Here is a 22928-nt window from a genome sequence, read left to right as displayed (position 1 = left end):
ATGGTGCGGCTTTCCATGCCAACGGTGCCTCCGCGCGGCGTCAATCCTGCTTTCGCCGCGACAAATGCGAGACCAGCGCGGTGATCAGGCTGCTTACCACAATCCATGCGGCGATCTCGCCGTCATGCACTTCAGGCCGGCGCGGCATGTCTATCTTGTTGCCGCTCAACGCCACTACCGGCGCAAGGTCTGGCCGACTTCCGCGCCTGACCGAGTAAGCGCGCGTAATTTCTGCACCGAAGAGGAATATCTGCGCTGAATAATAGACCCAAAGCAGCACCACCATCAGCGCGCCTGCCGCTCCGTAGGAAGTCGCTATCGCGCTGGTGCCGATATACCAGCCGATCAGCGACTTGCCGATGGTGAACAGCAACGCAGTAACCACCGAACCGACGGCAACATCGCGCCATTTGAGCGTGCGATCCGGCAAGACCTTGTAGATCGCCGCGAAGAGCAGCCCAATTAGCAAGAAAGAGACAACGGTGTTGACGCTGCTGAGCACCAGTTCGCCGAACGGCAGGTGGTGATTGATGACATCGCTCAGCGCGGTGATCGCTGCGCTTGCCGCCAGCGATACCAGCAGCATGAAGCCCAACGCGGCAACCAGGCCGAGGCTTGCCGCCCGCGCCCGCACCAGGCGCGAAAGCGACAGGCCGTCGGCTTCTACCTTCCAGATCTCGTTCAACGACTGTTGCATCTCACCGAAAACACCGGAGGCAGTGAAGAAGAGCGTCACCAATCCGATGAGCGTGGCAAGCGTCCCGGACCATCTGTGCGAAGCCGTCTCGATCGTCGCCTTGAGCAGATCGGCACTCTGCGCGCCCATCGCGCCGGATATCTCCGCTGACAGGGCGAGCTGGGCCGCATCCTTGCCCACGGCCAGACCGGCGATCGCCACGACGATCAGAAGGATCGGCGCCAGCGATGTCGTGGCGTAGAAAGCCACCGCCGCCCCGTGGCTCAACGCATTATCGTCGATGAAGCCGGTGACGGCGTCCTTCAAGAGAATCCAGGTACCGCGAACCCAGTGTGGCATCTCCCCTCACCAGTCACGCCATATGGGACGCGGAGCGTCGCGACCTATCTCGATCATGCCTGTCACGGCTCGTCGCACAGGGCTTCCCGTAGCCGATACAGCGCGCGGGTTGGGGTCAAGCTTCATCGAGCGCAGCCCGTCGGTAAGGCTGGCGCGGTGAGATGGCGTGGATAATCCCATCCCGCGAGCTCGGCCTCGTTGGCGAGCCTTACGTCGCAGGGTGATGCGTCAGCCATTTCGGGCCGCGCAATTTTTCTTGAGCCTTATGATCGCCGATTTGTGGACGGTAACCACCCCGCCACAGTCAATCCGTACGCTCAGCTTGTTGGTTTCAGGATCGACCCGAGTGACGTCCCCAACAAGAACGACTTTGTCTCCGACGTGAGTTCTGGGGGGCGCATCGATCGCATAAGGACGATCATAGGAGGGGATGCTCACCCTGGCGCGCCCACTGGGAAGCATGTCCATGACCGTACTCGTCAGGGCAACTTCATCACCGATTGCAACTTCTCGAGGCAGGTTGAATTGCAGCATGGCATTTCTCCCGAGACTATCCCAAATCAATGCTGGCAGCTCGAGTTGGTTGCCTGAAATCGCACCTACATAGCAGGCAATCGGAGACGTGCCGACGCGGATCGCGAGCCGCGGGCTCAACAGCTCGCCGGGGAGGAGCACACGGGGGCGGAACCTTTAAGAGCCAAGCCAACCGATATTGCGTGATCGCGAAACGTCCCAGCGCGCAACGGCGTCTCGCCCGAGGTTGGGTTGCATCTTGTAGGGCTCGCGTTCGCCGTAGCACCGGCGGTACCCCCGAGTTGGACATTTGCTGTCCGTTTCCGCAGGAGAAGCATCCAGCCTGCAGCACGTTAGGCGCAGTCTCTTTTCGCGAAATGTTGAGGCGAATTGCGTGGCCGACAAGGCAGGCCGACCACACGGGCGCCAGCTTGCCGTAACGCTGACGTAGAACAAGTTGAGATCGGAGCATGGGGCGCGCGAGACGCTCCGTCATCTCGATGCAGCGCCCTTCGCCGTTGGAGACAAAAGCGCATCTTTGCGGAACAAGCAGCCCGCGCCTCAGTTATGCAGGTACTCATCCCCGGGACGGCGGCTGGCTAAGATGTTTTCCAGTGTTACACCGTTGTAGTCGAGGCCTATCGCTTCTCTGGATTTTCGCGGCGGTAACCCTGTCGGGTTGCGCGGGAGGCGTGCTCGACCCGCAGGGACCGGTCGGCGCGGGGAACCGCACGATTCTCCTGAACTCAATGGCCGTGATGCTGGTCATCGTCATTCCGACGCTGTTCGCGCTGCTTGCCTTCGCCTGGATATTCCGTGCCTCGAACCGCAGGGCTCGGTATGATCCAGAGTTCACCTATTCCGGCCGGATCGAGCTCATCGTCTGGTCGATTCCGACGCTGACCATCCTCTTCCTTGGTGGCTTGATCTATTATGGATCGTACCATCTCGATCCTCGCAAGCCGATCGACTCCAGCCGGCCGCCACTCGAAATCCAAGTCGTGGCGCTCGACTGGAAGTGGCTGTTCCTCTATCCCGATCAAGGTGTCGGAACGGTCAACCAGCTGGTTATTCCAACCGGCATGCCGGTGCGTTTCAGATTGACCTCGGCCAGCGTCATGAACACCTTCTTTGTGCCCCAGCTCGGCAGCATGGTCTATGCCATGAACGGCATGCAGACCGAGGTCAACCTGCAGGCTGATCGCGAGGGCGAGTACTTCGGCCTGTCGGCGCATTTCAGTGGCGATGGCTTTTCGGACATGAATTTCCGTGTCAGGGCAGTCTCGGCTGACGCCTTCGCCAGTTGGGCCTCCTCCTTGCATGGCGGAGGCGGCGTGCTCAACGCCAGCGCCTATCGCCAGCTTGCCAGGCAAAGCATCAACGCGCCGGCATCCTCGTTCGGCCATGTGCAGCCGGGCTTGTTCGATGCGGTCGTGCACCAGACGCTACCTCCGGGGCCGGGACCTGCTGGAACCGCCGCCGGAGAGCCGCAGGTGAGCCCGAAAGCTGAGCCCAAGGCGGGAGCGCCGCCCATGGCTCACCAGCACGATGAAGGAGGATGACGATGCTCGGCAAGCTCGACTGGTCGGCCGTTCCCTTTGACCAGCCTATTCCGCTCGGCGCGGCCCTGATCGTCTTCCTGGCCGCCGCCGCCGTTCTGATCTGGGTAACGATCAAAGGCTACTGGCCCTACCTTTGGCATGAGTGGATAACCTCCGTCGACCACAAGCGGATCGGCGTCATGTATATCGTGCTGGCGGCGCTGATGCTTCTGCGCGGCTTCGTTGACGCCGTCATGATGCGCACCCAGCAGGTGCTCGCCATCCACGGGCCGGGATACCTGCCGCCGGAGCACTACGACCAGGTCTTTTCGGCCCACGGCACGATCATGATCTTCTTCGCCGCGATGCCCTTTGTCATTGGGCTGATGAATTTCGTCATCCCGCTGCAGCTCGGCATCCGCGACGTCGCCTTCCCGACGCTGAACTCAGTGAGCTTCTGGCTGACCGCGACCGGCGCGCTGCTCGTCAACATTTCGCTCGTCGTCGGCGAGTTCGCGCGCACCGGGTGGCTACCTTATGCACCGCTGTCGGAGACGACCTACTCGCCAGGCGTCGGCGTCGATTATTATTTGTGGTCGATCCAGATCTCCGGCGTCGGCACCCTGCTCACGGGCGTCAACCTGGCGACCACCATCCTCAAGATGCGCGCGCCAGGCATGGGCTATCTGCGCATGCCGATGTTCTGCTGGACCTCGCTTGCCTCCAACATGCTCATCGTCGCCGCATTCCCTATCCTTACCGCAACCCTCGCCATGCTAACCCTCGACCGTTATCTCGGCTTCCATTTTTTCACCAACGAAGCCGGCGGTAACCAGATGATGTTCGTCAATCTCATCTGGGCCTGGGGTCACCCCGAGGTCTACATCCTCGTGCTTCCCGCCTTCGGGATCTATTCGGAGATCTTCTCGACCTTCTCGTCGAAACCGCTGTTCGGCTATCGTTCGATGGTTGCGGCGACGATGTTCATCTGCATCGTCTCCTTCATGGTCTGGCTGCACCACTTCTTCACCATGGGCGCCGGCGCTGATGTCAATGCGGCTTTCGGCATCGCCACCTCGGTTATCGCCGTCGGCACCGGGGTCAAGATCTACAACTGGCTCTTCACCATGTATGGCGGGCGCGTGCGCTTCGAAACGCCAATGCTGTGGGCGCTAGGCTTTGTCACCACTTTCATCATCGGCGGCATGACCGGCGTGCTGCTCGCCGTTCCGCCGGCCGATTTCATGCTGCACAATTCGCTCTTTCTCGTGGCGCATTTTCACAACGTCATCATCTCGGGCGTGCTGTTCGCGGCCTTTGCCGGCTTCACCTACTGGTTCCCGAAAGCCTTCGGGTTCCGGCTGCATGAGGGTTGGGGCAAGGCGGCGTTCTGGGTCACGCTTGCCGGCTACATTCTGGTGTTCGTGCCGCTCTATATCGTCGGCCTTCTCGGCATGACCCGCCGCCTTCAGCATATCGACATGGATATGTGGGCGCCGTGGCTTGTCGTGGCGGCCTTCGGAATCGTGGTGATGATCGTCGGCGCCGCATGCCAGATCACGCAGCTCGTTGTCTCGATCATGCATCGCGACGAGTTGCGCGACGAGACCGGCGACCCTTGGGACGGGCGCTCGCTGGAATGGTCGACATCCTCGCCGCCGCCCGTCTTCAACTACGCGCGGCTGCCGCATGTCGAAAACGAGGAGCCCTACTGGACCGTCAAGCAAAGGGCAATGGACGAGCAGAGTCAGGAGACCGAAGAGGACTACGAGGCGATCGAGATGCCGCGCAATAGCCCCACAGGCTTCGTCACCGCCTTCTTCAGCACTCTGATTGGCTTCGCGCTCATCTGGCACATCTGGTGGTTGGCGATTGTCGGCTTCATCGGGGCCTATGCCACCTTCGTTGTATTCGCCTGGCGCGAGCATGGCGATTACGAGATCCCTGCCGACGAGGTCGGCCGCATCGATCTTGACCGCAAGGCAGCCCAGCGTGCCTGGATGCGCAGACGCGAGCGTGTGGCATGAGCGACATCCCCGCCGGCACCGCAACGCGCGATCCCTACCGGCTGGGTCGCACCGCAGGGCATGGCCATCACCTGTTCTCGGCGACCGGCCACGGCGAGGGTGGCCCGGCCTCGAAGTTCGTCACCGTTGCCTACGGCTTTTGGATCTTCCTGTTGTCGGACATCATAATGTTCTCGGCTTTCTTCGCCGCGTATGCCGTCCTGTCCAGTTCGGCGGCGGGCGGGCCAACAGGCAAGGAGCTGTTTGAGTTGACGCGCGTCGCGGCACAGACGGCGCTGCTGCTCACCTCGAGCTTCACCGGCGGCCTTGCGATGCTCGCGACCCACCGCCGGTCAATGGCCGCCACCCAGTTCTGGTTGCTGGTGACCGGCCTGCTTGGTGCAGCCTTCCTGTTCCTGGAGGTGCAGGAATTCGCGGCCATGGTGAATGAGCAGGCGGGCCCATCACGCAGCGCCTTCCTGTCCGCGTTCTTCGCCCTTGTGGGCTGCCACGGAACTCATGTTGGACTTGGCCTGCTTTGGCTCGGCACCATGATGGCGCAGCTCTGGATAAAAGGCTTTCGTCCCGACATATTGCGCCGGCTTCACTGCTTCAGCCTGTTCTGGCACGCGCTCGACATCATCTGGATCGCCATCTTCACCCTGGTCTATCTGCTGGGAGCGTCATCATGAGCGAAATGGACAGCCGGAACAAGGACATGCTTGACCGCCGCGATTCCGCACCAGGCGAAGAACGCAGCGAGGAACACGAGGTGGCGGGAGGCCTTTCCGGCTATCTGCTGGGCTTTGGCCTGGCAATCCTGTTGTCAGTGGCGTCCTTCATTGCGGCACAAACCGATCTAATTTACCAGCCGGCCGTGATCTCGGCCCTGACGGTGCTTGCCATCGCACAAATGGGCGTCCATCTCGTCTTCTTCCTGCACCTGACGACAGGACCTGACAACACCAACAACGTGCTCGCGCTCGCTTTCGGTGTGCTGATCGTGACCTTGGTCGTTTTGGGCTCGGTGTGGATCATGAATCATCTCAGCCAGAACATGGGAGCGATGGATGCGCACCAGGCTCACATGATGCCATAACGCGGTTCCAGGTCTGTGGCCTGGGCGCAAAACCGCCTGTCCGTCGGTTCGGTTACCTTGCGCATAGCGTCTGCACTTTCAGGCGTCGAAAATCCATAGGTGCGGAGAGCGGTGAGGAGCTGGCGAGCTGTTTGGCCCGGCAATGTCTATATCGGCCCGCTCACGGTCGGCGGCAGAATGAGCTGCTGCCCATGGTCGCAACGTCTGTGCCTTCCATCATAATTTCAGGAACTAGGAACATAGGGGCCTCGTCCGAGTTCCATTGAAAGTGTGGGAACATAGCTCAGTTTGCCAAGGGATCGGGCGAGGATTCCTTGCTCTGTGAGCGCTCCCACTTTCCACATTGTGTTCAACGAATGCTCCGGATCATGGGTCGCCCACAGCTTTCCTCCCTGGCTTTCAGCCTCCTGGTACTCGTTAATTGTGCATTGCTGCAAAGCAGGGCCTGGGCACAGCTACCCTGCCCCGCCGACCACGCCAAGCTCCTGGCTGCCCTCAAGGCAAACGTCAAAGCAAGCGGAGGCCCCGCCAATGGCGGCTTCGAGACCAATGAATGGGCGGCGATCGTTACGCGTGACGGGACAGTTTGCGCCGTTGCTTTCAGCGGCCCCACCAGCGATGCGCAGTGGCCCGGCAGCCGGCTGATCGCAGCCGAAAAGGCCAGCACGGCCAACGGGCTCAGCGTTGCCCAGATGGCTCTCTCGACGGCGAATCTATATGCTTCTGTTCAGCCGGGTGGCCCCTTGTTCGGCTTGCAGCTTACCAATCCTGTCAACCAGGCAGCCGCTTATGCCGGCGACAGCAAGACCTTTGGGAGTGCGAGCGATCCGCTGATTGGCAAGCCGATCGGCGGCGTCGTGGCATTTGGCGGCGGCCTTGCTCTCTACGACGGCAAAACGATTGTCGGCGGGCTTGGCATCAGCGGCGACTCCTCCTGCGCCGATCACAATGTCGCTTGGCGCCTGCGTGCGGCCCTGGGCCTGGACAAGGTTCCGGCGGGCGTCAACCCCAACGCCAAGGACGCCATCGTCTACGATCTCGATCCTGGCGGAAAGAGCGCCTCCGGCTGGGGTCATCCCTTGTGCGCGGGAACCGAGGCGGACGTCGCGGCCGAACTCGGCGCCGGAGTGGGAGGTTCGATCCGCAAATGAGGGGATCTCTGAAAGTGGCGGGGAAATACGCATCTGCGACACCAGACGGCCGAGGAGCGGAAAGGGGTCGCGGTTTCGACTTTAGGCCGTTGAAGTGGCTGGTGCTGGCCGCAGGCTGCTCATTGCTGAACGCCGCGGCCGCGCAGTCCGCGGTGACACCCGCCATCACACCGCCCGCCGCGGCCGCGCCACCTGATGACGGCCAATGGACAATGCCGGCTAAGAATTATGCCTCGACGCGCTACAGCGAACTGGCGGACATTAACGAGGACAATGTCAAGAACCTTCAAGTTGCCTTCACTTTTTCGACCGGAGTGAACAAGGGTCAGGAAGCGGCGCCACTCGTCGTCGGCAACACGATGTATATCGTGACACCTTTTCCAAACATCGTCTACGCGCTCGATCTTTCCAAACCGGGCGCGCCGATGAAATGGAAGTACGAGCCAAATCCTGAGCCTGCCGCGCAGGGCGTTGCCTGCTGCGACGTGGTCAACCGCGGTGCGGTCTTCGCCGACGGGCGCCTCTTCTTCAACACGCTGGATGGTCACACGATCGCGCTGGATGCCGCCACTGGCCAACCGGTGTGGAACGCGCATGTCGGCAACATCAATATCGGCGAGACCATAACCATGGCGCCGCTTGTGGTGAAGGGCAAAGTGCTGGTCGGCAATTCCGGCGGCGAGATGGGTGTGCGCGGCTGGGTCAAGGCGCTGGACGCGGGCGACGGACATGTCGTCTGGACGGCTTACGGCACCGGACCGGACAAGGACGTGCTGATCGGGCCGGATTTCAAGCCGCACTACGACATGGACAAGGGCAAGGACCTTGGCGTGACCACATGGCCGCCAGAAGCCTGGAAGATCGGCGGCGGCAACATGTGGGGCTGGATCTCTTACGATCCGGACCTCAACTTGATCTATCACGGGACCGGCAATCCAGGGCCGTGGAATCCGGACCTTCGGCCCGGCGACAACAAATGGACCTCCGGGATTTTCGCGCGCGACCCCGATACCGGAGCCGCGAAATGGTTCTACCAATGGAGCCCGCACGACCTGCACGATTACGACGGCATCAACGAGCAGATCCTGCTCGATATGAATTGGCAGGGTAAGCCGCGCAAGGTGCTGGTCCGCCCGGAGCGCAACGGCTATCTCTACATTCTGGATCGGACCACCGGGCAGGTCCTGTCGGCGACACCCTATGGGGCCGTCAATTCCAGCAAGGGCGTCGATCTGAAAACCGGGCGTCTGATCGAAAACCCGGACAAGAAAACCGGCACCGGCAGGGTGATCCGGGATATCTGCCCGACAGCATCCGGGCTCAAGGATTGGCAGCCATCTGCGTTCTCGCCGAAGACAGGACTGCTCTACATCCCACACAACAATCTGTGCATGGACGAAGAAGGCCTCGAGGTGAACTACATCGCCGGCACCCCCTATGTCGGCATGAATGTGCGCATGATCCCGGGCCCGGGTGGCAACCGCGGTGCCTTCACCGCCTGGGACATCGCGGCCGCAAAGCCGGCTTGGAACCTTAAAGAGAATTTTCCGGTGTGGAGTGGCGCGGTCGCCACCGCCGGCAACGTCGTGTTCTACGGCACAATGGAGGGCTGGTTCAAAGCTGTGAGCGCAAGGACAGGGGAATTGCTTTGGCAGTTCAAGACCTCGTCCGGGATCATCGGCCAGCCGGTCACCTATCGCGGCCCCGACGGGCACCAATATGTCGCGATCCTGTCGGGCGTCGGCGGTTGGGCCGGCGCGATCGTATCGGGCGACCTCGACCCGCGCGACGCTACCGCCGCGCTCGGCTTCGTCAATGCGATGAAAGACCTGAAGAACGCGACCACGGCGGGAGGCACGCTCTATGTGTTCCGGCTCCCCTGATGCTTTCGAGTTGAAGGCAGTTCGAAGACGCGAGGCGAACGGAGGTCTGGTAGCAGCGGTGGTAGCGTTTGCCTCGCTGCTCTTCGCGGTTGCCGCCGACGCCCGTGAACTCAAGGTATGTGCCGACCCTAATAACATGCCGTTTTCCAACGCCGCTGGACAGGGCTTCGAAAACAAGATTGCCCAGATCATCGCCAAAGAACTGGATGCAAGACTTTCCTATACCTGGTGGGCCCAACGCCGCGGTTTCGTTCGCAACACGCTCAAGGCAGGCCTGTGCGATCTCATACCTGGCACTCCCGCCAATCTCGAAATTCTCCGCGCCACCGCTCCCTATTACCGCTCGACCTATGTCTTCGTGACGCGGCGGGATAGTCCCGAGATCACGTCTTTCAACGATCCACGCCTGCGCACTCTGCGCATCGGCGTGCAGCTCATCGGCGATGACGGGGCCAATTCCCCACCGGTCCAGGCACTCGGCCGCCGCGGCATTGTCGGTCATCTCGTCGGCTATCCAGTCTATGGCGACTATTCGGCTCCCAACCCGCCCGCGCGCATTGTCGAGGCGGTGGCCAGCGGCGAGATCGATGTTGCCGTCGTCTGGGGCCCGCTCGCTGGTTATTTCGCCGCCAAGCAGAAGACACCGCTGCGCATCACGCCCGTGACACCTCGAACCGACGGGCCTCAATTGCCAATGGTCTACGACATCTCCATGGGCGTCCGACGCGGGGACGACGCGCTGCGCGACGAAGTGGATGCAGCCCTTGCCAAGCACAAGGCTGAGATCGACGCGACCCTGGCCCGATACGGTGTGCCGCGCCTTGATACCGGCGGGAGCGCGGCGCGATGAAGCGGAGCCTCACCGTGCTCTTGTCGACGATGCTGACCCTTGCCGCTTGCCAGCGGGAAGAGCGCGACACACGTCCGCAATCGGCCCTTGGGTCCGGCCAACAGCCAACGCCGGTGACTGCGCTGGAGCCAGGCGGCCAAAGGCCGCTCCCGAGCGACAACAAGGCGGCCAGCTTCGAGGCCAACGCCTTTCATCTCAGCGAGGGCAAGCGCCTGTTCAGCTGGTTCAATTGCTCGGGGTGCCATGCCAATGGCGGCGGCGGCATGGGACCGGCGCTGATGGATGAGAAGTGGGTTTACGGCAGCTCGATCGAGAGTATCCACGCAACGATCCGGGACGGGCGGCCTAACGGCATGCCGAGCTTCCGAAACAAGATTCCCGATGATCAGATTTGGGAGCTTGCAGCCTTCGTACGTTCGCTGAGCGGCAACGCGCCCTCCTCCGCCGCACCGCAGCGTAACGACGACATGATGGTCCATCCGTCGGAAAATCGCCTCCCCGATGCCGCGACGCTGGGGAAATCGCCGTGAAACGCCTTTTTCCCAAAGCGTGTTGCGCAGCCGCCCTCCTGGCGCTTTCAGGTTGCAGCGGCTGGCAGTCCGCTCTCGATCCGAAAGGCCCCGCCGCGGGCGAGCTCGCCTGGCTGATCTGGTTTTTCACTGCCCTGTGCGCGGCCGTGTGGATGCTGGTGATGGTCGTGCTGGTCGCTACCCTGTTCCAGCGAGTTCGAACAGGAAAAGATCCGCTCGTGCTCGACCTCGCCTCCGAACATCGCAAAATGCGCGTGGTCTTGACCGCGGTTGGGGTGACTGCGGCGATTCTAATTGGGCTGACCCTGTTGAGCTTTTTCGCCAACAGGACGCTTGCCGGGATCGGCTCGGATGAGGCGCTGACGGTCCGCGTGACCGGCCACCAATGGTGGTGGGAAGTGCGCTACGAGAATGCCCAGCCAAGCCGCATCCTGACGACGGCGAACGAAATCCACATTCCGGCCGGCGAGCCGGTTCGGCTTCTTTTGACTTCAACAGACGTAATCCACTCCTTCTGGGTGCCGAGCCTTGCCGGCAAGCTCGACCTCATCCCCGGACATATGAATGTGCTGGACATCAGGGCTGACAAGCCAGGCGTCTATCGTGGTCAATGTGCTGAGTTCTGCGGCGCGCAGCACGCCAACATGGGCACCTTCATCATTGCCGAGCCGCGGCCGCAGTTCGATGCGTGGCTGGACGACCAGTTGCGGCCTGCCGCCGCTCCGACCAATGCCGAAGCCAAGGCCGGCGCGGATCTTTTCCTCCAGCGGCCCTGCGTGATGTGCCACAGGATCGGCGGCACACCCGCAGGTGGCACGGTAGCGCCCGATCTTACCCATATAGCCAGCCGGCAAACTCTCGCAGCCGGAACGCTGACGATGAGCCGCGGCAATCTCGCCGCTTGGATCGCCGACCCGCAAGGCATCAAGCCCGGCTCCCACATGCCTGTAACGGCTCTCAATGGCGACGAGCTCAATGCCATCATTGCCTACCTCGAGGGGCTGAAATGACCAGCGCCGACCTGACGAGCGGACGTGACCTGCGGGCGGAGGCGCAAGCAAAGGGAGATCTCGCTCCCGAGCATGACGGACCGCGCGATACCGGCATGGAGCAAGCCGATCTCCAGCGGTGGCTGGAGCGCACCTGGCGTACGCCCCCGGGCATCATCGGCGCGCTGTCGAGCGTCGACCACAAGGTGATCGCCAGGCGCTATCTGATCACTGCCTTTGTCTTTCTGTGTCTGGGCGGGCTCAACGCAGTGGCTATGCGTGTTCAGCTCTCGGGACCACAGCGTGGGCTGATCGGGCCGGACCTCTACAACCAGCTGTTTACCATGCACGGCGTCACGATGATGTTCCTGTTCGCGGTACCGATCGTGCAGGCGACCGGCATTTATCTCGTGCCGCTGATGGTCGGCACCCGCAACATCGCGTTTCCGCGGCTGAATGCGTTCAGTTATTGGGTCTATGTTTCGGGCGGCCTGTTCGCCTGGGTGTCTTTCGCTCTCAACATGGCGCCGGACGTCGGCTGGTTCGCCTATGTGCCGCTGTCCGGTCCCGAATTCGCCCCTGGCAAGCGCGCCGACGTCTGGGCGCAGATGATTACCTATACCGAGGTGTCTTCACTGGCTGTGGCAGTGGCGACGATCGTCACGATCTTGAAGCAGCGTGCTCCCGGCATGTCGCTGGACAAGATCCCGCTATACGTCTGGGCGATGCTGGTCACCTCCTTTGTCATCGTCTTCGCAATGCCGGCGGTGATGATCACCTCGACATTCCTGATCCTCGACAGGCTGGTCGGCACACACATCTTCAACCCGGCCGAAGGCGGTGATGCCTTGCTGTTCCAGCATCTGTTCTGGTTCTTCGGTCACCCCGAGGTCTACATCATCTTCCTGCCGGCGACCGGCATGGTCTCCTCGATCATCCCGGCTTTCGCCCGGCGACCGGTGTTCGGCCATCTCGGCATGGTTCTGTCGTTGATCGCGGTCGGCTTCCTGTCCTTCGGCCTGTGGGTCCACCATATGTTCGCGACAGGCCTGCCCAAGCTCGGCGCCAGCTTCTTCACCGCTTCCAGCATGATGATCGCTATTCCCAACGGCGTACAGATCTTCTGCTGGCTGGCAACGATGTGGGACGGCAGACCGGTGATCCGCACGCCAATGTTGTTCGTGTTCGGCTTCTTCTTCATCTTCGTCATCGGCGGTCTCACCGGCGTCATGCTGGCCTCCGTACCGCTGGATCTGCAGGTGCACGACACCTACTTCGTCGTCGCGCATTTCCACTATGTGCTGATCGGCGGATCGGTATTCCCGCTGCTGGGTGCGGCCTATTTCTGGTTTCCTAAAGTCACCGGCCGAATGATGAGCGAGCGCCTGGGCCGCTTGCATTTCTGGCTGGCCTTCATTGGCTTCAACGCCGCCTTTTTCCCGATGCACATCGTGGGGCTGTGGGGCATGCCGCGACGGGTCTACACCTATCCGGCCGAGCTTGGCTGGGGGAACATCAACCTGTTCATAACAGCAGGCGCGGTGGTCTTCTTCCTGAGTTTCGTCCTGTTCACCTTCAATCTTGTGCATGGCGCGTTGAAAGGCGCAGCGGCAGGCAACAATCCCTGGGAGGCCGGCACCCTGGAATGGGCAACGCCCTCGCCGCCGCCGAGCTATAATTTCGCGCGCATTCCGGTCGTCACCAACGCGGAGCCACTCTGGGCCGAGCGCGACGCTCTTCCCGTAGCGACCGGGCTTCGCGTCGACGCGCGCGAGCTGCTGGTCTCGACAGTCGCTGAAGCCCATCCCGACATTCGCGAGAAATCGGCGACACCGTCGATCTGGCCGCTCTTTGCAGCGTTCGCCGTAGGCGGCACGTTTCTCTATTCGATCTTCACCCCCTGGGCCATCGTGTGGGGCGCCCTGCCAATCGCCGTCACCTTGATCGGCTGGTTCTGGCCAAAAGGTGATCCGGAGGACGAGGAATGAACGAGCGTCCCGTCACAGATGTTTCCGGTCTCCCCACCTTTGGGCATGGTCCGCGCAGCCCGACCTGGTGGGGCACGCTCGCTTTCATGGCTCTGGAGGGCACCGGCTTTGCGCTCGCCGCAGCCGCCTATCTCTACTTGGCGGTCTCTTGGCCTGAATGGCCGTTGAGTGCACCGCAGCCGAACCATTGGCCAGGAACGATCGTCACGCTGCTGCTGATCGCCAGCCTGGTGCCGAACCACATCCTCGATCGCTATGCCAAGCAATGCGCCATCGTGCCGGTGCGGATCGGACTGGTTGTCATGTCGCTGCTCGGCCTCGCCCCGCTCCTTGTGCGCTGGTTCGAGTTTCCGGCCTTGAACGTTTACTGGGATACGAACGCCTACGGCTCGATGCTTTGGGTGCTGCTCGGGCTCCACACCACGCATCTGATAACAGATGTCGGCGATACGATCGTGCTGACGGTGCTGATGTTCACGCGCCATGGCTATAGCGGGCGACGCTTCGGCGACGTCGGCGACAATGTTTTCTATTGGGATTTCGTGGTCGCAACCTGGCTTCCGATCTATCTGCTGATCTACTGGGTACCGAGGCTCGGCTGACATGCGCGCGGTCCGGTTGGGAACTTCCTGGGGTGGGCTTTTGTCGGGCCCGTTGGCTTGGGCGGTCTCGACGCAACTGAACTACTCGCTGGTTCCCTGGCAATGCAATCACCAGGTGCCGGTCGTGCTTCCCTTAGCGTTGCTGCTCGCCTTGTTCTCGCTTCTGGGCGGTGCTCTGTCCTGGCAGGCAAAGCGGCAAGGCGGTGCTGCTTTCAAAGCAGAACGCACGCGCGGTACCGAGCATTTCGTCGCCGATCTCGGCATGCTGGCGGCTCTCCTGTTTGCACTGGTCATCATCATGCAGGGAAGCGCCGCACTTATCCTGGACGAGTGTCTGCGATGAACCTGGCCACGCTCTTCTCCACCTCGATCTGCTATGGCTCCGGCGCGCCCGAGGCCGGATGGACACTTGCGCTTCCCATCACGGCCCCGCTGACGGCCGTCGCGCTCATCTACATGGCCGGTGCGATGCGGCTGTGGCGCCGCAGCACTCGCGGCCGTCCGCTACGGATGCGTCAGGCGCTGCTGTTTGCCGCCGGCTGGAGCGTACTGACGGCAGCGTTGGTCAGTCCGATCCATGCTCTCGGCGAGCGGCTGTTTGTCGCGCACATGATCGAGCACGAGTTGCTGATGGCAGTGGCGGCGCCGCTGCTGGTCATCGCCTGCCCCGCCCCTGCTCTGCTGTGGGCATTTCCCGTAACGTTTCGGCGTGCCCTGGGTATGGTTGGGCATGGCAAATCGCTGCGAGCGCTCTGGACCTTTGCGAGCCGGCCTGTCACCGCAACGATTGTTCACGGGATCGCGATATGGGTGTGGCACATTCCGGTCCTGTTTGAGGCAGCGCTCGAGCATGGCGTGCTGCACTATGCCCAACATGCGAGCTTCCTCGGCACAGGCCTGCTCTTCTGGTGGGCGTTGCTGCCGCGCCCAAGCCAACAGCAGACCTATGGAAATGCCGTGATGCATCTTTTCTTCACCTCCCTGCACACCGGCCTGCTCGGCGTCCTGCTTCTTCTATCGCCGAAGCTCTGGTACCCGGAGAATGCTGCCGGGGCGGCAGTGTGGAATTTAAGCCCGATCGAGGACCAGCAGCTTGCCGGGCTCGTTATGTGGGTCCCGGCCGGCCTTATCTATGGCGGGGCAGCGCTATTGCTGGCCGGCCTCTGGATAACGACGAGCGGAACCAGGAAGGTCGCGCATGCGCCCTGGCCCATCTAAATTGATCATCGCCGTGTGCATTCTGCTGGTCGTCGCGGGCGGCGCGCTCGCATTGTGGGCCGACCGAGCCCGTCGGGTGCAGCAAGAGGCGGATGCCGCTACCGGCGGCGTCGGTGCACGTGCGATACCGATCATGCTGGCGAATGGCTGCGCCGGCTGCCACACCATCACCGGTGTACCCGGTGCGGTAGGCCACGTCGGCCCACGCCTGGACGCCAGTCTATCTGACAGGATCTATGTTGGCGGTGTGCTGGCTAACAATCCGGAGAACATGATCCGCTGGATACGGTCAGCAAGGGACATTAATCCGCACACCGCCATGCCATCCACCGGCATCACCGAGCAGCAAGCGCGTGACATCGCCGCCTATCTCTATGCTTTGAGATAGACCGCCGCTTCGGCGGGACCACGGGCTGCGCCCAGGACCATAGCCGACGACGGGGAACAAAGCTGCCCGATCACGGTTTGGACAGCAGCCGGCGCAGTACAAATTCAAGTCCGCCGTGCTGCTGGGCCATAAGCCCCAGCCAAGAGCCCGCTTCCCCCTCCCTCAAGAGCGGGCTCTTTCCTTGTGGATCGGATGCGGAGCGATCAGGGGCGAGGACTGAGGCGACATGAAGCAACTTCTGTCAGATCTCGCCGCAATGGCCGAACCCGGCTTCTGGATCGCCTTGGGGCTTTTAGCCCTGCCTTACTCCGTGGGAGTAATCTTCCTGATCAAGACATGCCACTGCCTCTGATCGCCCAGCCGTCCGGTCGTACGGGCTTTATTACCTGCCAGCGCAAGATGTGAGTGACCATCACGAACTGGGATCGTCGCCAAGGCCATCCGCGCCGCTCGAACACCCATAAGGTTGCCGACCATGCGTTGGAGGAAGCATGCATTGCCGCGGGAGGAGCCTCCCGCACTTGTATGTCGCCTTCGGTGGCCCTGAACGATGCACAGAAGCGCGCGTTCACAGCATCGAACTGGCCGGTTGAACATACCGCGACGTTGGTCGAAGGAACCGGATTGCGGCGAGCACATTTCTCCCCTTTTTCGGTCACATTTTATCGGGGCGGATCCCACTCACACCGATGCGGCAACCATCGAGTCCGAGGACACACTGGACAAATCGTTCTGTTGCTGGCGGCGAAACCAGTCCAGGGTGAGGCGCACACCCTCTTCAAGAGGTATTTGACAGGCCCAGCCGGGGATGATCCTCCGCGCTAGGGTTAAGTCCGGACAGCGGTTCGTCGGATCTTGGGGAATCGGATCAACATGCACGATTTTGGTGCCTGGCACCAAGCCAGCGACGTAACGGGCAACATCGACAACGGAAATCTCACGATCGTTTCCGATGTTCAGGGGACCAATATAACCATGCTCCTTCCCCCAGAAGAATTGTTCTAGGCCGTCCACGATATCGCTGACGTATCCCCAACTCCGCGACTGCAAGCCGTCGCCAAAAACGATTATAGGTTTGCCGAACAGCGCATTCGTGATGAAATTTGATACTGCACGTCCATCGTCAGGTCGTGTCCTAGGTCCGTAGACGTTGAACAATCTTGCAACTCGAATGTCGAGCCCGCTCAATCGGTTACTCTCAAAAAGCAGGGCCTCGGCGCAACGCTTACCTTCATCATACGATGAACGCGGCCCCGTGCAATCAACGGAGCCCCTGTAAGTTTCCGGTTGCGGCGTTACCAGCGGATCGCCGTAAACCTCAGACGTGGACGTGAAACAGAAACGGCCCCCGGCGCGAAGAAGGGTCAGAAGCCGCATAGTTCCTATTACGTTGGCCGAGATGGTTCGTACCGGATCTTGCATATACCAGGGAGGCGAAGCAGGCGAGGCGAGATGATAGATCTCGTCAAAAAGGCTCCCCTGCTGAAAATCTTCAACAGCCACATCTACCACGACCAAGCGAGGGTCGGCGATATGATCCAGATTGGCACGAGTACCAGTCCAGAAATTGTCAACAGCAACAATTCGATTGATTTCTTGCCTTAACAACAGTCGATCAACCAGGTGGGATCCGATGAACCCGGCTGCTCCCGCGACAAGAACACTTTTCATTTCCGACCCAAAGCTTTGCAGCTTGCTCAGGAGCTATGAACGCTGACTCGTCAAGCCGTCTGAATTTCCAATGAGATGTCACTCCCTCCACGCAATGATGGTTCGCGCAACGCGCATCGCCCGAACAACCCTAATCCGCGCAAATAGTACCACCCCGTTGGACAATGGCACATCTTAAGGACCCTGTCACCAGCGGTGCAGTGCATACACTACACTGTAAAAACGACAGATTTCTGTAGCCTGACTATCTTCGATAGGCATAACATCACCACAAGTTCAATGGGAAATGTATCCTCGACAAACCCAGCACAGGTGGGAGAGTAGCGGTAGAAACTCAGACGGCCCGGGCAGGTGTTCGTTCGCGTCCGGATCGAACGTAAAGTCCGTGTGCGAGAAATGCCCTCCTTCTTATCGAACAACGGGGATATGTGGCGCGATCTCGCGCCCCCTGAGGATCTGGTCGAGCATTAAGGGCGGCTGCTTGCGCTCTCGAATGGTGAGGTTCGTGGAACGGCAGGCACCATCAAAAGTGCTGATTGCACTGCGCGGAAATGTAGGCCTCAATGGGGCTGTCAAGGGAGGCGGACGCCATCATCGTGTCAGATCGGACAGGCGCGCAATCAGCTGTCGTGACAATCATCGATCCGTCCCGCAAGCGAGGACTGTTCGAACCTTCCGAGCTTTGGCGATATCGGGAAGTTGTGTTCTTCCTGGCCTGGCGTGATTTCAAGGTCAAATACCGGCAGACTTATCTGGGCATCCTTTGGGCAATGCTGCAGCCGCTCGTTGCTATGTCGGTCTTCAGCATCTTCTTCGGCAAGCTCGCAGGCATTTCGTCCAACGGCGCGCCATACCCGCTATTTGTTCTGTGTGGGCTTGTGCCATGGAGTTTTTTTTCGCGAGCCGTCGCCAGCATGACGGGCAGCCTCGTCAGAAACCAGGAACTGGTGAAACGCGTCTATTTCCCGCGTCTGATCATTCCCATCTCCACGATGGCCTCATGCCTGACCGATATGCTCGTCGGCTTCGCTCTTTTGTTCGCCGCCATGCTGGCATTCGGAAACTGGCCGGCACCACAAGCAGTCTTCTTGCCGCTGTTCGTGCTCGTAATGGCTGCATCAGCGACTGGAGTGGGCGTGGCATTGTCGGCGATCAACGTTCGCTTTCGCGATGTGGGCTATCTGTTGCCGTTCAGCCTTCAGATACTTCTGTTCATGACCCCGATCGTCTATCCAGCCAATCTCGTCCCTCAATTGTGGCGGCCGCTTTATAGTCTGAACCCAATGGTTGGGACAGTCGAGGCCATCCGCTGGAGCGTGCTGGGCACGCCTGCGGACTGGCTCATGATCTCGATATCAACGCTCTCCTCGCTAGCCCTTCTCGTTGCCGGACTGACTATCTTCTCAAAATCCGAACGCGCGTTTCCGGACCTGATCTGAGTGATGACCGACATCGTGATCCAGGCTGCCAATCTCTCCAAGGCGTATAGACTTGGTGTGGCGAACAACAGCTTCCCCACGCTGCGAGACGCGCTCGCCAGCAAAAGGCGGGGTCTTCGCGGGGAGGCCGATACAAGCCACCGCAAAGGTGCGGACGAGCCGTTCTGGGCGTTGAAAAACGTCTCCTTCGAGGTGCACGCAGGCGAAGTCCTTGCCGTGATCGGTCCCAACGGTGCAGGAAAGAGCACCATTCTCAAGATACTGGCGAAGATCGTGGAGCCGACTTCCGGCCGCGCGACGATACATGGACGGCTGGGAGCTTTGCTGGAGGTCGGCACGGGGTTCCATGCCGAACTGACCGGCCGTGAGAACATTTATCTCAACGGGGCCATACTCGGCATGCGGCGCATCGAGATCAATTCCAAGCTTGACGAGATCGTGGATTTCTCCGGGGTCGAGCCGTTTCTCGATACGCCTGTCAAACGATACTCAAGCGGCATGTACTTGCGTCTGGCCTTCGCGATTGCCGCCCACGTCAATCCCGACATTCTGGTGGTCGATGAGGTCTTGGCCGTCGGCGATGCCACGTTCCAGAAGAAATGCATCGCCAAGGCAGCGAGCATCGCCGGGACAGGCCGCACCGTGCTGATCGTCAGTCACCAGATGCCGGTTCTGCAGCGACTTTGCACCCGCGCAATCCTTATCGACGGCGGGACGATCCAGGCGGACGGTCCGACTCAGGACGTGGTCCGGGATTATCTCCAGACGCTTGAGGCCCGCGCAGGAACCGATCTGAGTGTGCGATCCACGCGCACCGGGCGCGGCCGCCTCCGTGTGGTCGGCATCGAAGTTTTCAATGAAATGGGTCCCGTCGCGTCCGGGCAGCCGGCAACTTTTCGGCTTCAGGTTGATGGGCCGCGCGAAACATTGCAGTGCCTTCTGACTATCATTGATGATCTCGGGGATCCTGTGACCTCCTTTGATAGCCGGGAGCATTCCCTGCATGACCGTCACGGCGAAGTCTACACGGTACATGTGGACAGCCTTATGCTGAGACCAGGGCGCTACAGGATTGACGTAGCGCTGGTGGCGGACGACAGGGTGGTCGAAGACCATGTCGAGACGGCCGCTGTGTTCGATGTCATGCCCGGTTTGCTCGACGATCGACCGGTCAGCGCCCAGCCTGGCTTTGGCAATGTCAGCTTCCCGCATCGATGGGTGGTCAGGAAGTGACGCCTGTTTTCACCTGGCCACGTGCGCAAGCTGTCGCCGAATCCTGCGCCGCTGCTTTGCTGTCCACATCATGATCTTCAGGGCAAGCCGTTCGGCTTTGCTTCCGATCGTTGCAGGCGTGACATAGGGCGCGCGTGCCAGCCGCAGCGCCAATTGGAGGCGGGAATCCCGCGTTCCACTTTCCATCATATGCTCCGCGATCCAGTCCAGAAAAGCGGCGCGGGCGGGGTGTTTCCCCATCCGATCGTAGAGCCCTCGCTGAGTGGCAATCGCCGAGGCCGAACTGGAATGCTGCCGGTAACGTGCGAGAGTTACAGGAGTGATAAAGGCTGGGAATCGCAGGAATAGCTTCGCCCACAGAGCCTGGTCTTCATAGAGCTCAAAGTGCTCCTCAAAGCCACCAACCGTGCTAACCGCGCTTCTCCGCAAGAGCACGGAACAGGTACACGGAACGTGGCCGTCCTGCATCAGCAGCAGCCGACCCAAAAGCCGGGGGGGCTGATGTAAGCGTGCGGCAAGTCCATCCGTCGGCTCGACCCAGTCGGAGCGCGCTCCATCCGGGTACCACCATTTGGTCGGCCCGAAAATCATTGCGGCATCCGGGTTGGCATCGGCTGCCGCCAGGACCGTCTGCAGCATATGCGGCTCGTACAAATCATCTGCATCCAGGAAGGCAAGCAAATCGCCGCAGCTGGCCGCTATTCCGGCGTTTCTCGCTGCCGCGGCGCCACGCTTGGATCCGGGAGGCCTGCGCAGCACCTTAATTCGAGGATCGATTGCCGCGGCATCATTGGCGATCCTGATACTGTCGTCCGTCGAATTGTCGTCAACCAGCAAGAGCTCCCAATCTGCAATCGTCTGGGCCCGGACGCTGGCGATCGCTTCACCCAGATTTGACGCCGCATTGAGGAAGGGGGTTATGATCGTCACCCGCGGCACGGAAGTCATCGCTGCAGCCGTCTTACGATGCTTCGCTTGCTCGTCTTCCAGGTTTCGCGCGCGAGCACTTTCCAGATTGCGGAACGAATGCGGAAGGAGGCGCCCTGATCCGCCATCACCCCATTCAGCCATCTGAGAAACGTGATACGCGCGGCTTCGTCAGCGCCTGCCCTGGCAGAAGCGGCAGAGCAGCTTTCGACGTGCTGGCGGTATCTCGCCCAGGTCTGGCCGGACACGTAGACGGGCGCGAATGCGAGCGCCTTCGCAAAGAATGTCTGGTCTTCGAACATCAGGCGAAAGCTGTTCTCGAATCCCCCGAGCGTTGCCAACAAACTTGAACGCATCAGGGCGTTGCAAGTTGTCGGCGTCTGGGCTTGGTTCTGCAGCAGCAGTTCCAGCAGCACGGGCGGATCGTATCGGGCGTTCGGTTCGACTCCGAGCGGGTAATAGTAGTCCGCACGACCAGCAAGCTTTGCCCAGCTATGCCAGATCAACGTCCGGCCGTAGATTAGACCGAGCGTCGGATCGTTTTCCATGATGGAGACTTGTTCGGACAGCTTTTCGGGCAGCCATGTATCGTCTGCATCGAGAAACGCGACATAGGCGCCCCGCGCCTCGGCCAGCCCGCGGTTGCGCGACGCGCTGATACCATGATTGCCGTTATCGGGATGGGAGAGTAGTCGCACCTTGCCTGGCAAGCGCTGCGCATAGTCGCGCACGATGACAGATGACCGGTCCGTCGAGCCATCGTCGACGACGAGGAGTTCCCAGTCGGTGAAGCTTTGACCTACAACGCTGTCAATAGCTTCTCGGAGATATTTCTCGCCGTTGAACACGACGATGATTCCCGTGACGCGCGGTTCTCGGCATGCATGGTCAGCCATGGCAAAGGACCGCGCGCCGGAACTCTATCTCACCCCAATCAGCGACCGTGACCCGCGGCAGTCGGAAAGGGTCGACCCTGAGCCCAGCTTCACGCGGCAGGGTGGTTACTGCATAGTCCATGCCAGCAGATCTTACCGCTTCGGCGGTGCTGTCGTCGAAGTCTCCGAAGGGGTATGCGAATCCCGCCACCCTCCGCCCTGTAATTTCTTCGCATTGTTGACGGCTAGCAGAGATCTCGCGTTCAAGACTGTCCCGTTTCAGCAACGGCAGGGATGGATGCGTGCAGGTGTGGGCACCGATCGAAACGCCATCGGTGTCGGCGAGATGCCGCAGCTCCGAATGAGTCATGGCGCGGTCACGCCTTCGGGGGCTGGCGTCGGTTCCTGCCCATCTTGCCAGCTGCTGCAGCGCCCTCCTCCGTTCGTGTACTCTCAACGGCTTCAGCAGTGCGTGCAAGCCGAAATGGAGCGCCGTGCGGCTGATGACGAGATTCGATTTCGCGCGCGTGGCGTCCTCCGTCACGAGCCAATCATAGTTTCGGCCTGCGATCTGGATCGCGAGCCTCTCCGGGAGAGCAGGCGTTTCCAAAGTGATGCGCGACAGAATATCCCACCAGAACACTGAGGGGTCGCTGAGCGCGTGGGTAGTGACGAAGACGGTCACAGGAGCGTTCATGCGTAGCATGACCGGCACGGCATTTTGCACGACATCCGCATAACCGTCGTCAAAGGTAACTGCCGCGGCATTTCTCGCTGGCTTTCCGTCCCGAAGCCGTTGTGCCAGCCATTGCAGGGGAACAATATCGCGCGCCTTTGTCAGGATTTCGATTTGGCGTGCGAAATTTTGTGGCGAGACCGAGAGTTCCCAAGGATCGACGCGTGGTTCTCCGACGCGATGATACATCAGCACGAGCGGCCGGTTGTAACCGGCAAGCAATCGGCCCCGTCGCAGGAGCTTGCTAAGAGCT

Annotated in this window: 22 protein-coding genes; 16 read left to right on the top strand and 6 right to left on the bottom strand. The window is 60.9% G+C overall.

Going from position 1 to position 22928, the window contains the following annotated elements:
* Window positions 1-40: 40 nt before the first annotated feature.
* Both FJ942_RS18680 and FJ942_RS18675 read right to left on the bottom strand, forming a co-directional pair.
* Complete coding sequence (locus tag FJ942_RS18680; protein ID WP_140898551.1) at window positions 41-1036, bottom strand: YihY/virulence factor BrkB family protein; 996 nt, start codon at window positions 1034-1036, stop codon at window positions 41-43.
* 228 nt (window positions 1037-1264) lie between these two features.
* Window positions 1265-1570 (bottom strand): preprotein translocase subunit YajC, encoded by a 306-nt coding sequence (locus tag FJ942_RS18675; protein ID WP_140500644.1) that lies wholly within the window; start codon window positions 1568-1570, stop codon window positions 1265-1267.
* Between the two features lie 449 nt (window positions 1571-2019).
* Between FJ942_RS18675 and cyoA the strand changes: the two genes are divergently transcribed.
* From cyoA to FJ942_RS18605, 14 genes are all read left to right on the top strand, one after another.
* The gene (cyoA, locus tag FJ942_RS18670) at window positions 2020-3111 is read left to right on the top strand and encodes a ubiquinol oxidase subunit II (protein WP_348642145.1); all 1092 of its coding nucleotides are present in this window, start codon (window positions 2020-2022) and stop codon (window positions 3109-3111) included.
* Between the two features lie 2 nt (window positions 3112-3113).
* The gene (cyoB, locus tag FJ942_RS18665; RefSeq protein WP_181169967.1) at window positions 3114-5117 is read left to right on the top strand and encodes a cytochrome o ubiquinol oxidase subunit I; all 2004 of its coding nucleotides are present in this window, start codon (window positions 3114-3116) and stop codon (window positions 5115-5117) included.
* Window positions 5114-5788, top strand: coding sequence for a cytochrome o ubiquinol oxidase subunit III (cyoC, locus tag FJ942_RS18660; protein ID WP_140898545.1), 675 nt, complete (start codon window positions 5114-5116; stop codon window positions 5786-5788). The genes cyoB and cyoC overlap by 4 nt, the downstream gene beginning before the upstream one ends.
* Window positions 5785-6195 carry a cytochrome o ubiquinol oxidase subunit IV gene (gene cyoD / locus FJ942_RS18655; RefSeq protein ID WP_140898543.1) on the top strand — a complete coding sequence of 137 codons (411 nt, stop codon included), beginning with the start codon at window positions 5785-5787 and terminating at the stop codon, window positions 6193-6195. Before cyoC ends, cyoD begins: the two co-directional genes overlap by 4 nt.
* A gap of 428 nt (window positions 6196-6623) precedes the next feature.
* Window positions 6624-7346, top strand: coding sequence for a heme-binding protein (locus tag FJ942_RS18650; protein WP_224519043.1), 723 nt, complete (start codon window positions 6624-6626; stop codon window positions 7344-7346).
* A 122-nt stretch (window positions 7347-7468) separates the two neighbouring features.
* The gene (locus FJ942_RS18645; protein ID WP_348642149.1) at window positions 7469-9229 is read left to right on the top strand and encodes a methanol/ethanol family PQQ-dependent dehydrogenase; all 1761 of its coding nucleotides are present in this window, start codon (window positions 7469-7471) and stop codon (window positions 9227-9229) included.
* Between the two features lie 58 nt (window positions 9230-9287).
* Complete coding sequence (locus FJ942_RS18640) at window positions 9288-10079, top strand: substrate-binding domain-containing protein (protein ID WP_224680348.1); 792 nt, start codon at window positions 9288-9290, stop codon at window positions 10077-10079.
* Window positions 10076-10609, top strand: coding sequence for a c-type cytochrome (locus FJ942_RS18635; RefSeq protein ID WP_140663469.1), 534 nt, complete (start codon window positions 10076-10078; stop codon window positions 10607-10609). The genes FJ942_RS18640 and FJ942_RS18635 overlap by 4 nt, the downstream gene beginning before the upstream one ends.
* The gene (gene coxB, locus FJ942_RS18630) at window positions 10606-11619 is read left to right on the top strand and encodes a cytochrome c oxidase subunit II (protein ID WP_140500653.1); all 1014 of its coding nucleotides are present in this window, start codon (window positions 10606-10608) and stop codon (window positions 11617-11619) included. The genes FJ942_RS18635 and coxB overlap by 4 nt, the downstream gene beginning before the upstream one ends.
* Entirely contained in the window at window positions 11616-13586 is a 1971-nt protein-coding gene (gene ctaD / locus FJ942_RS18625) for a cytochrome c oxidase subunit I (RefSeq protein WP_140565683.1), read from the top strand. Before coxB ends, ctaD begins: the two co-directional genes overlap by 4 nt.
* Window positions 13583-14188: a cytochrome c oxidase subunit 3 gene (locus FJ942_RS18620; RefSeq protein WP_140500655.1), complete on the top strand. Its 606-nt coding sequence runs from the start codon at window positions 13583-13585 to the stop codon at window positions 14186-14188. Before ctaD ends, FJ942_RS18620 begins: the two co-directional genes overlap by 4 nt.
* 1 nt (window position 14189) lies before the next feature.
* Window positions 14190-14531, top strand: coding sequence for a hypothetical protein (locus tag FJ942_RS18615; protein WP_140500656.1), 342 nt, complete (start codon window positions 14190-14192; stop codon window positions 14529-14531).
* Window positions 14528-15406 carry a cytochrome c oxidase assembly protein gene (locus FJ942_RS18610; protein ID WP_140500657.1) on the top strand — a complete coding sequence of 293 codons (879 nt, stop codon included), beginning with the start codon at window positions 14528-14530 and terminating at the stop codon, window positions 15404-15406. Before FJ942_RS18615 ends, FJ942_RS18610 begins: the two co-directional genes overlap by 4 nt.
* 1 nt (window position 15407) lies before the next feature.
* On the top strand, window positions 15408-15794 hold the full coding sequence (locus FJ942_RS18605) for a c-type cytochrome (RefSeq protein WP_224618831.1): 387 nt from the start codon (window positions 15408-15410) through the stop codon (window positions 15792-15794).
* A 681-nt stretch (window positions 15795-16475) separates the two neighbouring features.
* On the opposite strand, the gene FJ942_RS18600 is transcribed toward FJ942_RS18605, so the two are convergent.
* Window positions 16476-17465, bottom strand: a complete 990-nt coding sequence (locus FJ942_RS18600) for an NAD-dependent epimerase/dehydratase family protein (RefSeq protein WP_140898539.1) — start codon at window positions 17463-17465, stop codon at window positions 16476-16478.
* A gap of 563 nt (window positions 17466-18028) precedes the next feature.
* Between FJ942_RS18600 and FJ942_RS18595 the strand changes: the two genes are divergently transcribed.
* Together FJ942_RS18595 and FJ942_RS18590 are read left to right on the top strand one after the other, a co-directional pair.
* Window positions 18029-18904: an ABC transporter permease gene (locus tag FJ942_RS18595; protein ID WP_140559933.1), complete on the top strand. Its 876-nt coding sequence runs from the start codon at window positions 18029-18031 to the stop codon at window positions 18902-18904.
* A 3-nt stretch (window positions 18905-18907) separates the two neighbouring features.
* Window positions 18908-20137, top strand: a complete 1230-nt coding sequence (locus FJ942_RS18590; RefSeq protein WP_140898537.1) for an ABC transporter ATP-binding protein — start codon at window positions 18908-18910, stop codon at window positions 20135-20137.
* A gap of 9 nt (window positions 20138-20146) precedes the next feature.
* On the opposite strand, the gene FJ942_RS18585 is transcribed toward FJ942_RS18590, so the two are convergent.
* The 3 genes from FJ942_RS18585 to FJ942_RS18575 are packed head-to-tail and all read right to left on the bottom strand — an operon-like array spanning window position 20147 to window position 22897.
* Window positions 20147-21085 carry a glycosyltransferase gene (locus FJ942_RS18585; protein WP_181169963.1) on the bottom strand — a complete coding sequence of 313 codons (939 nt, stop codon included), beginning with the start codon at window positions 21083-21085 and terminating at the stop codon, window positions 20147-20149.
* Complete coding sequence (locus FJ942_RS18580) at window positions 21082-21960, bottom strand: glycosyltransferase (protein ID WP_140898535.1); 879 nt, start codon at window positions 21958-21960, stop codon at window positions 21082-21084. Before FJ942_RS18580 ends, FJ942_RS18585 begins: the two co-directional genes overlap by 4 nt.
* Window positions 21953-22897 carry a polysaccharide deacetylase family protein gene (locus tag FJ942_RS18575; RefSeq protein ID WP_181165251.1) on the bottom strand — a complete coding sequence of 315 codons (945 nt, stop codon included), beginning with the start codon at window positions 22895-22897 and terminating at the stop codon, window positions 21953-21955. Before FJ942_RS18575 ends, FJ942_RS18580 begins: the two co-directional genes overlap by 8 nt.
* Between the last annotated feature and the right edge of the window lie 31 nt (window positions 22898-22928).

The organism is Mesorhizobium sp. B2-4-2, from assembly GCF_006442845.1.
Lineage (GTDB): Bacteria > Pseudomonadota > Alphaproteobacteria > Rhizobiales > Rhizobiaceae > Mesorhizobium.
This window is presented reverse-complemented; position numbering and strand designations above follow the sequence as displayed.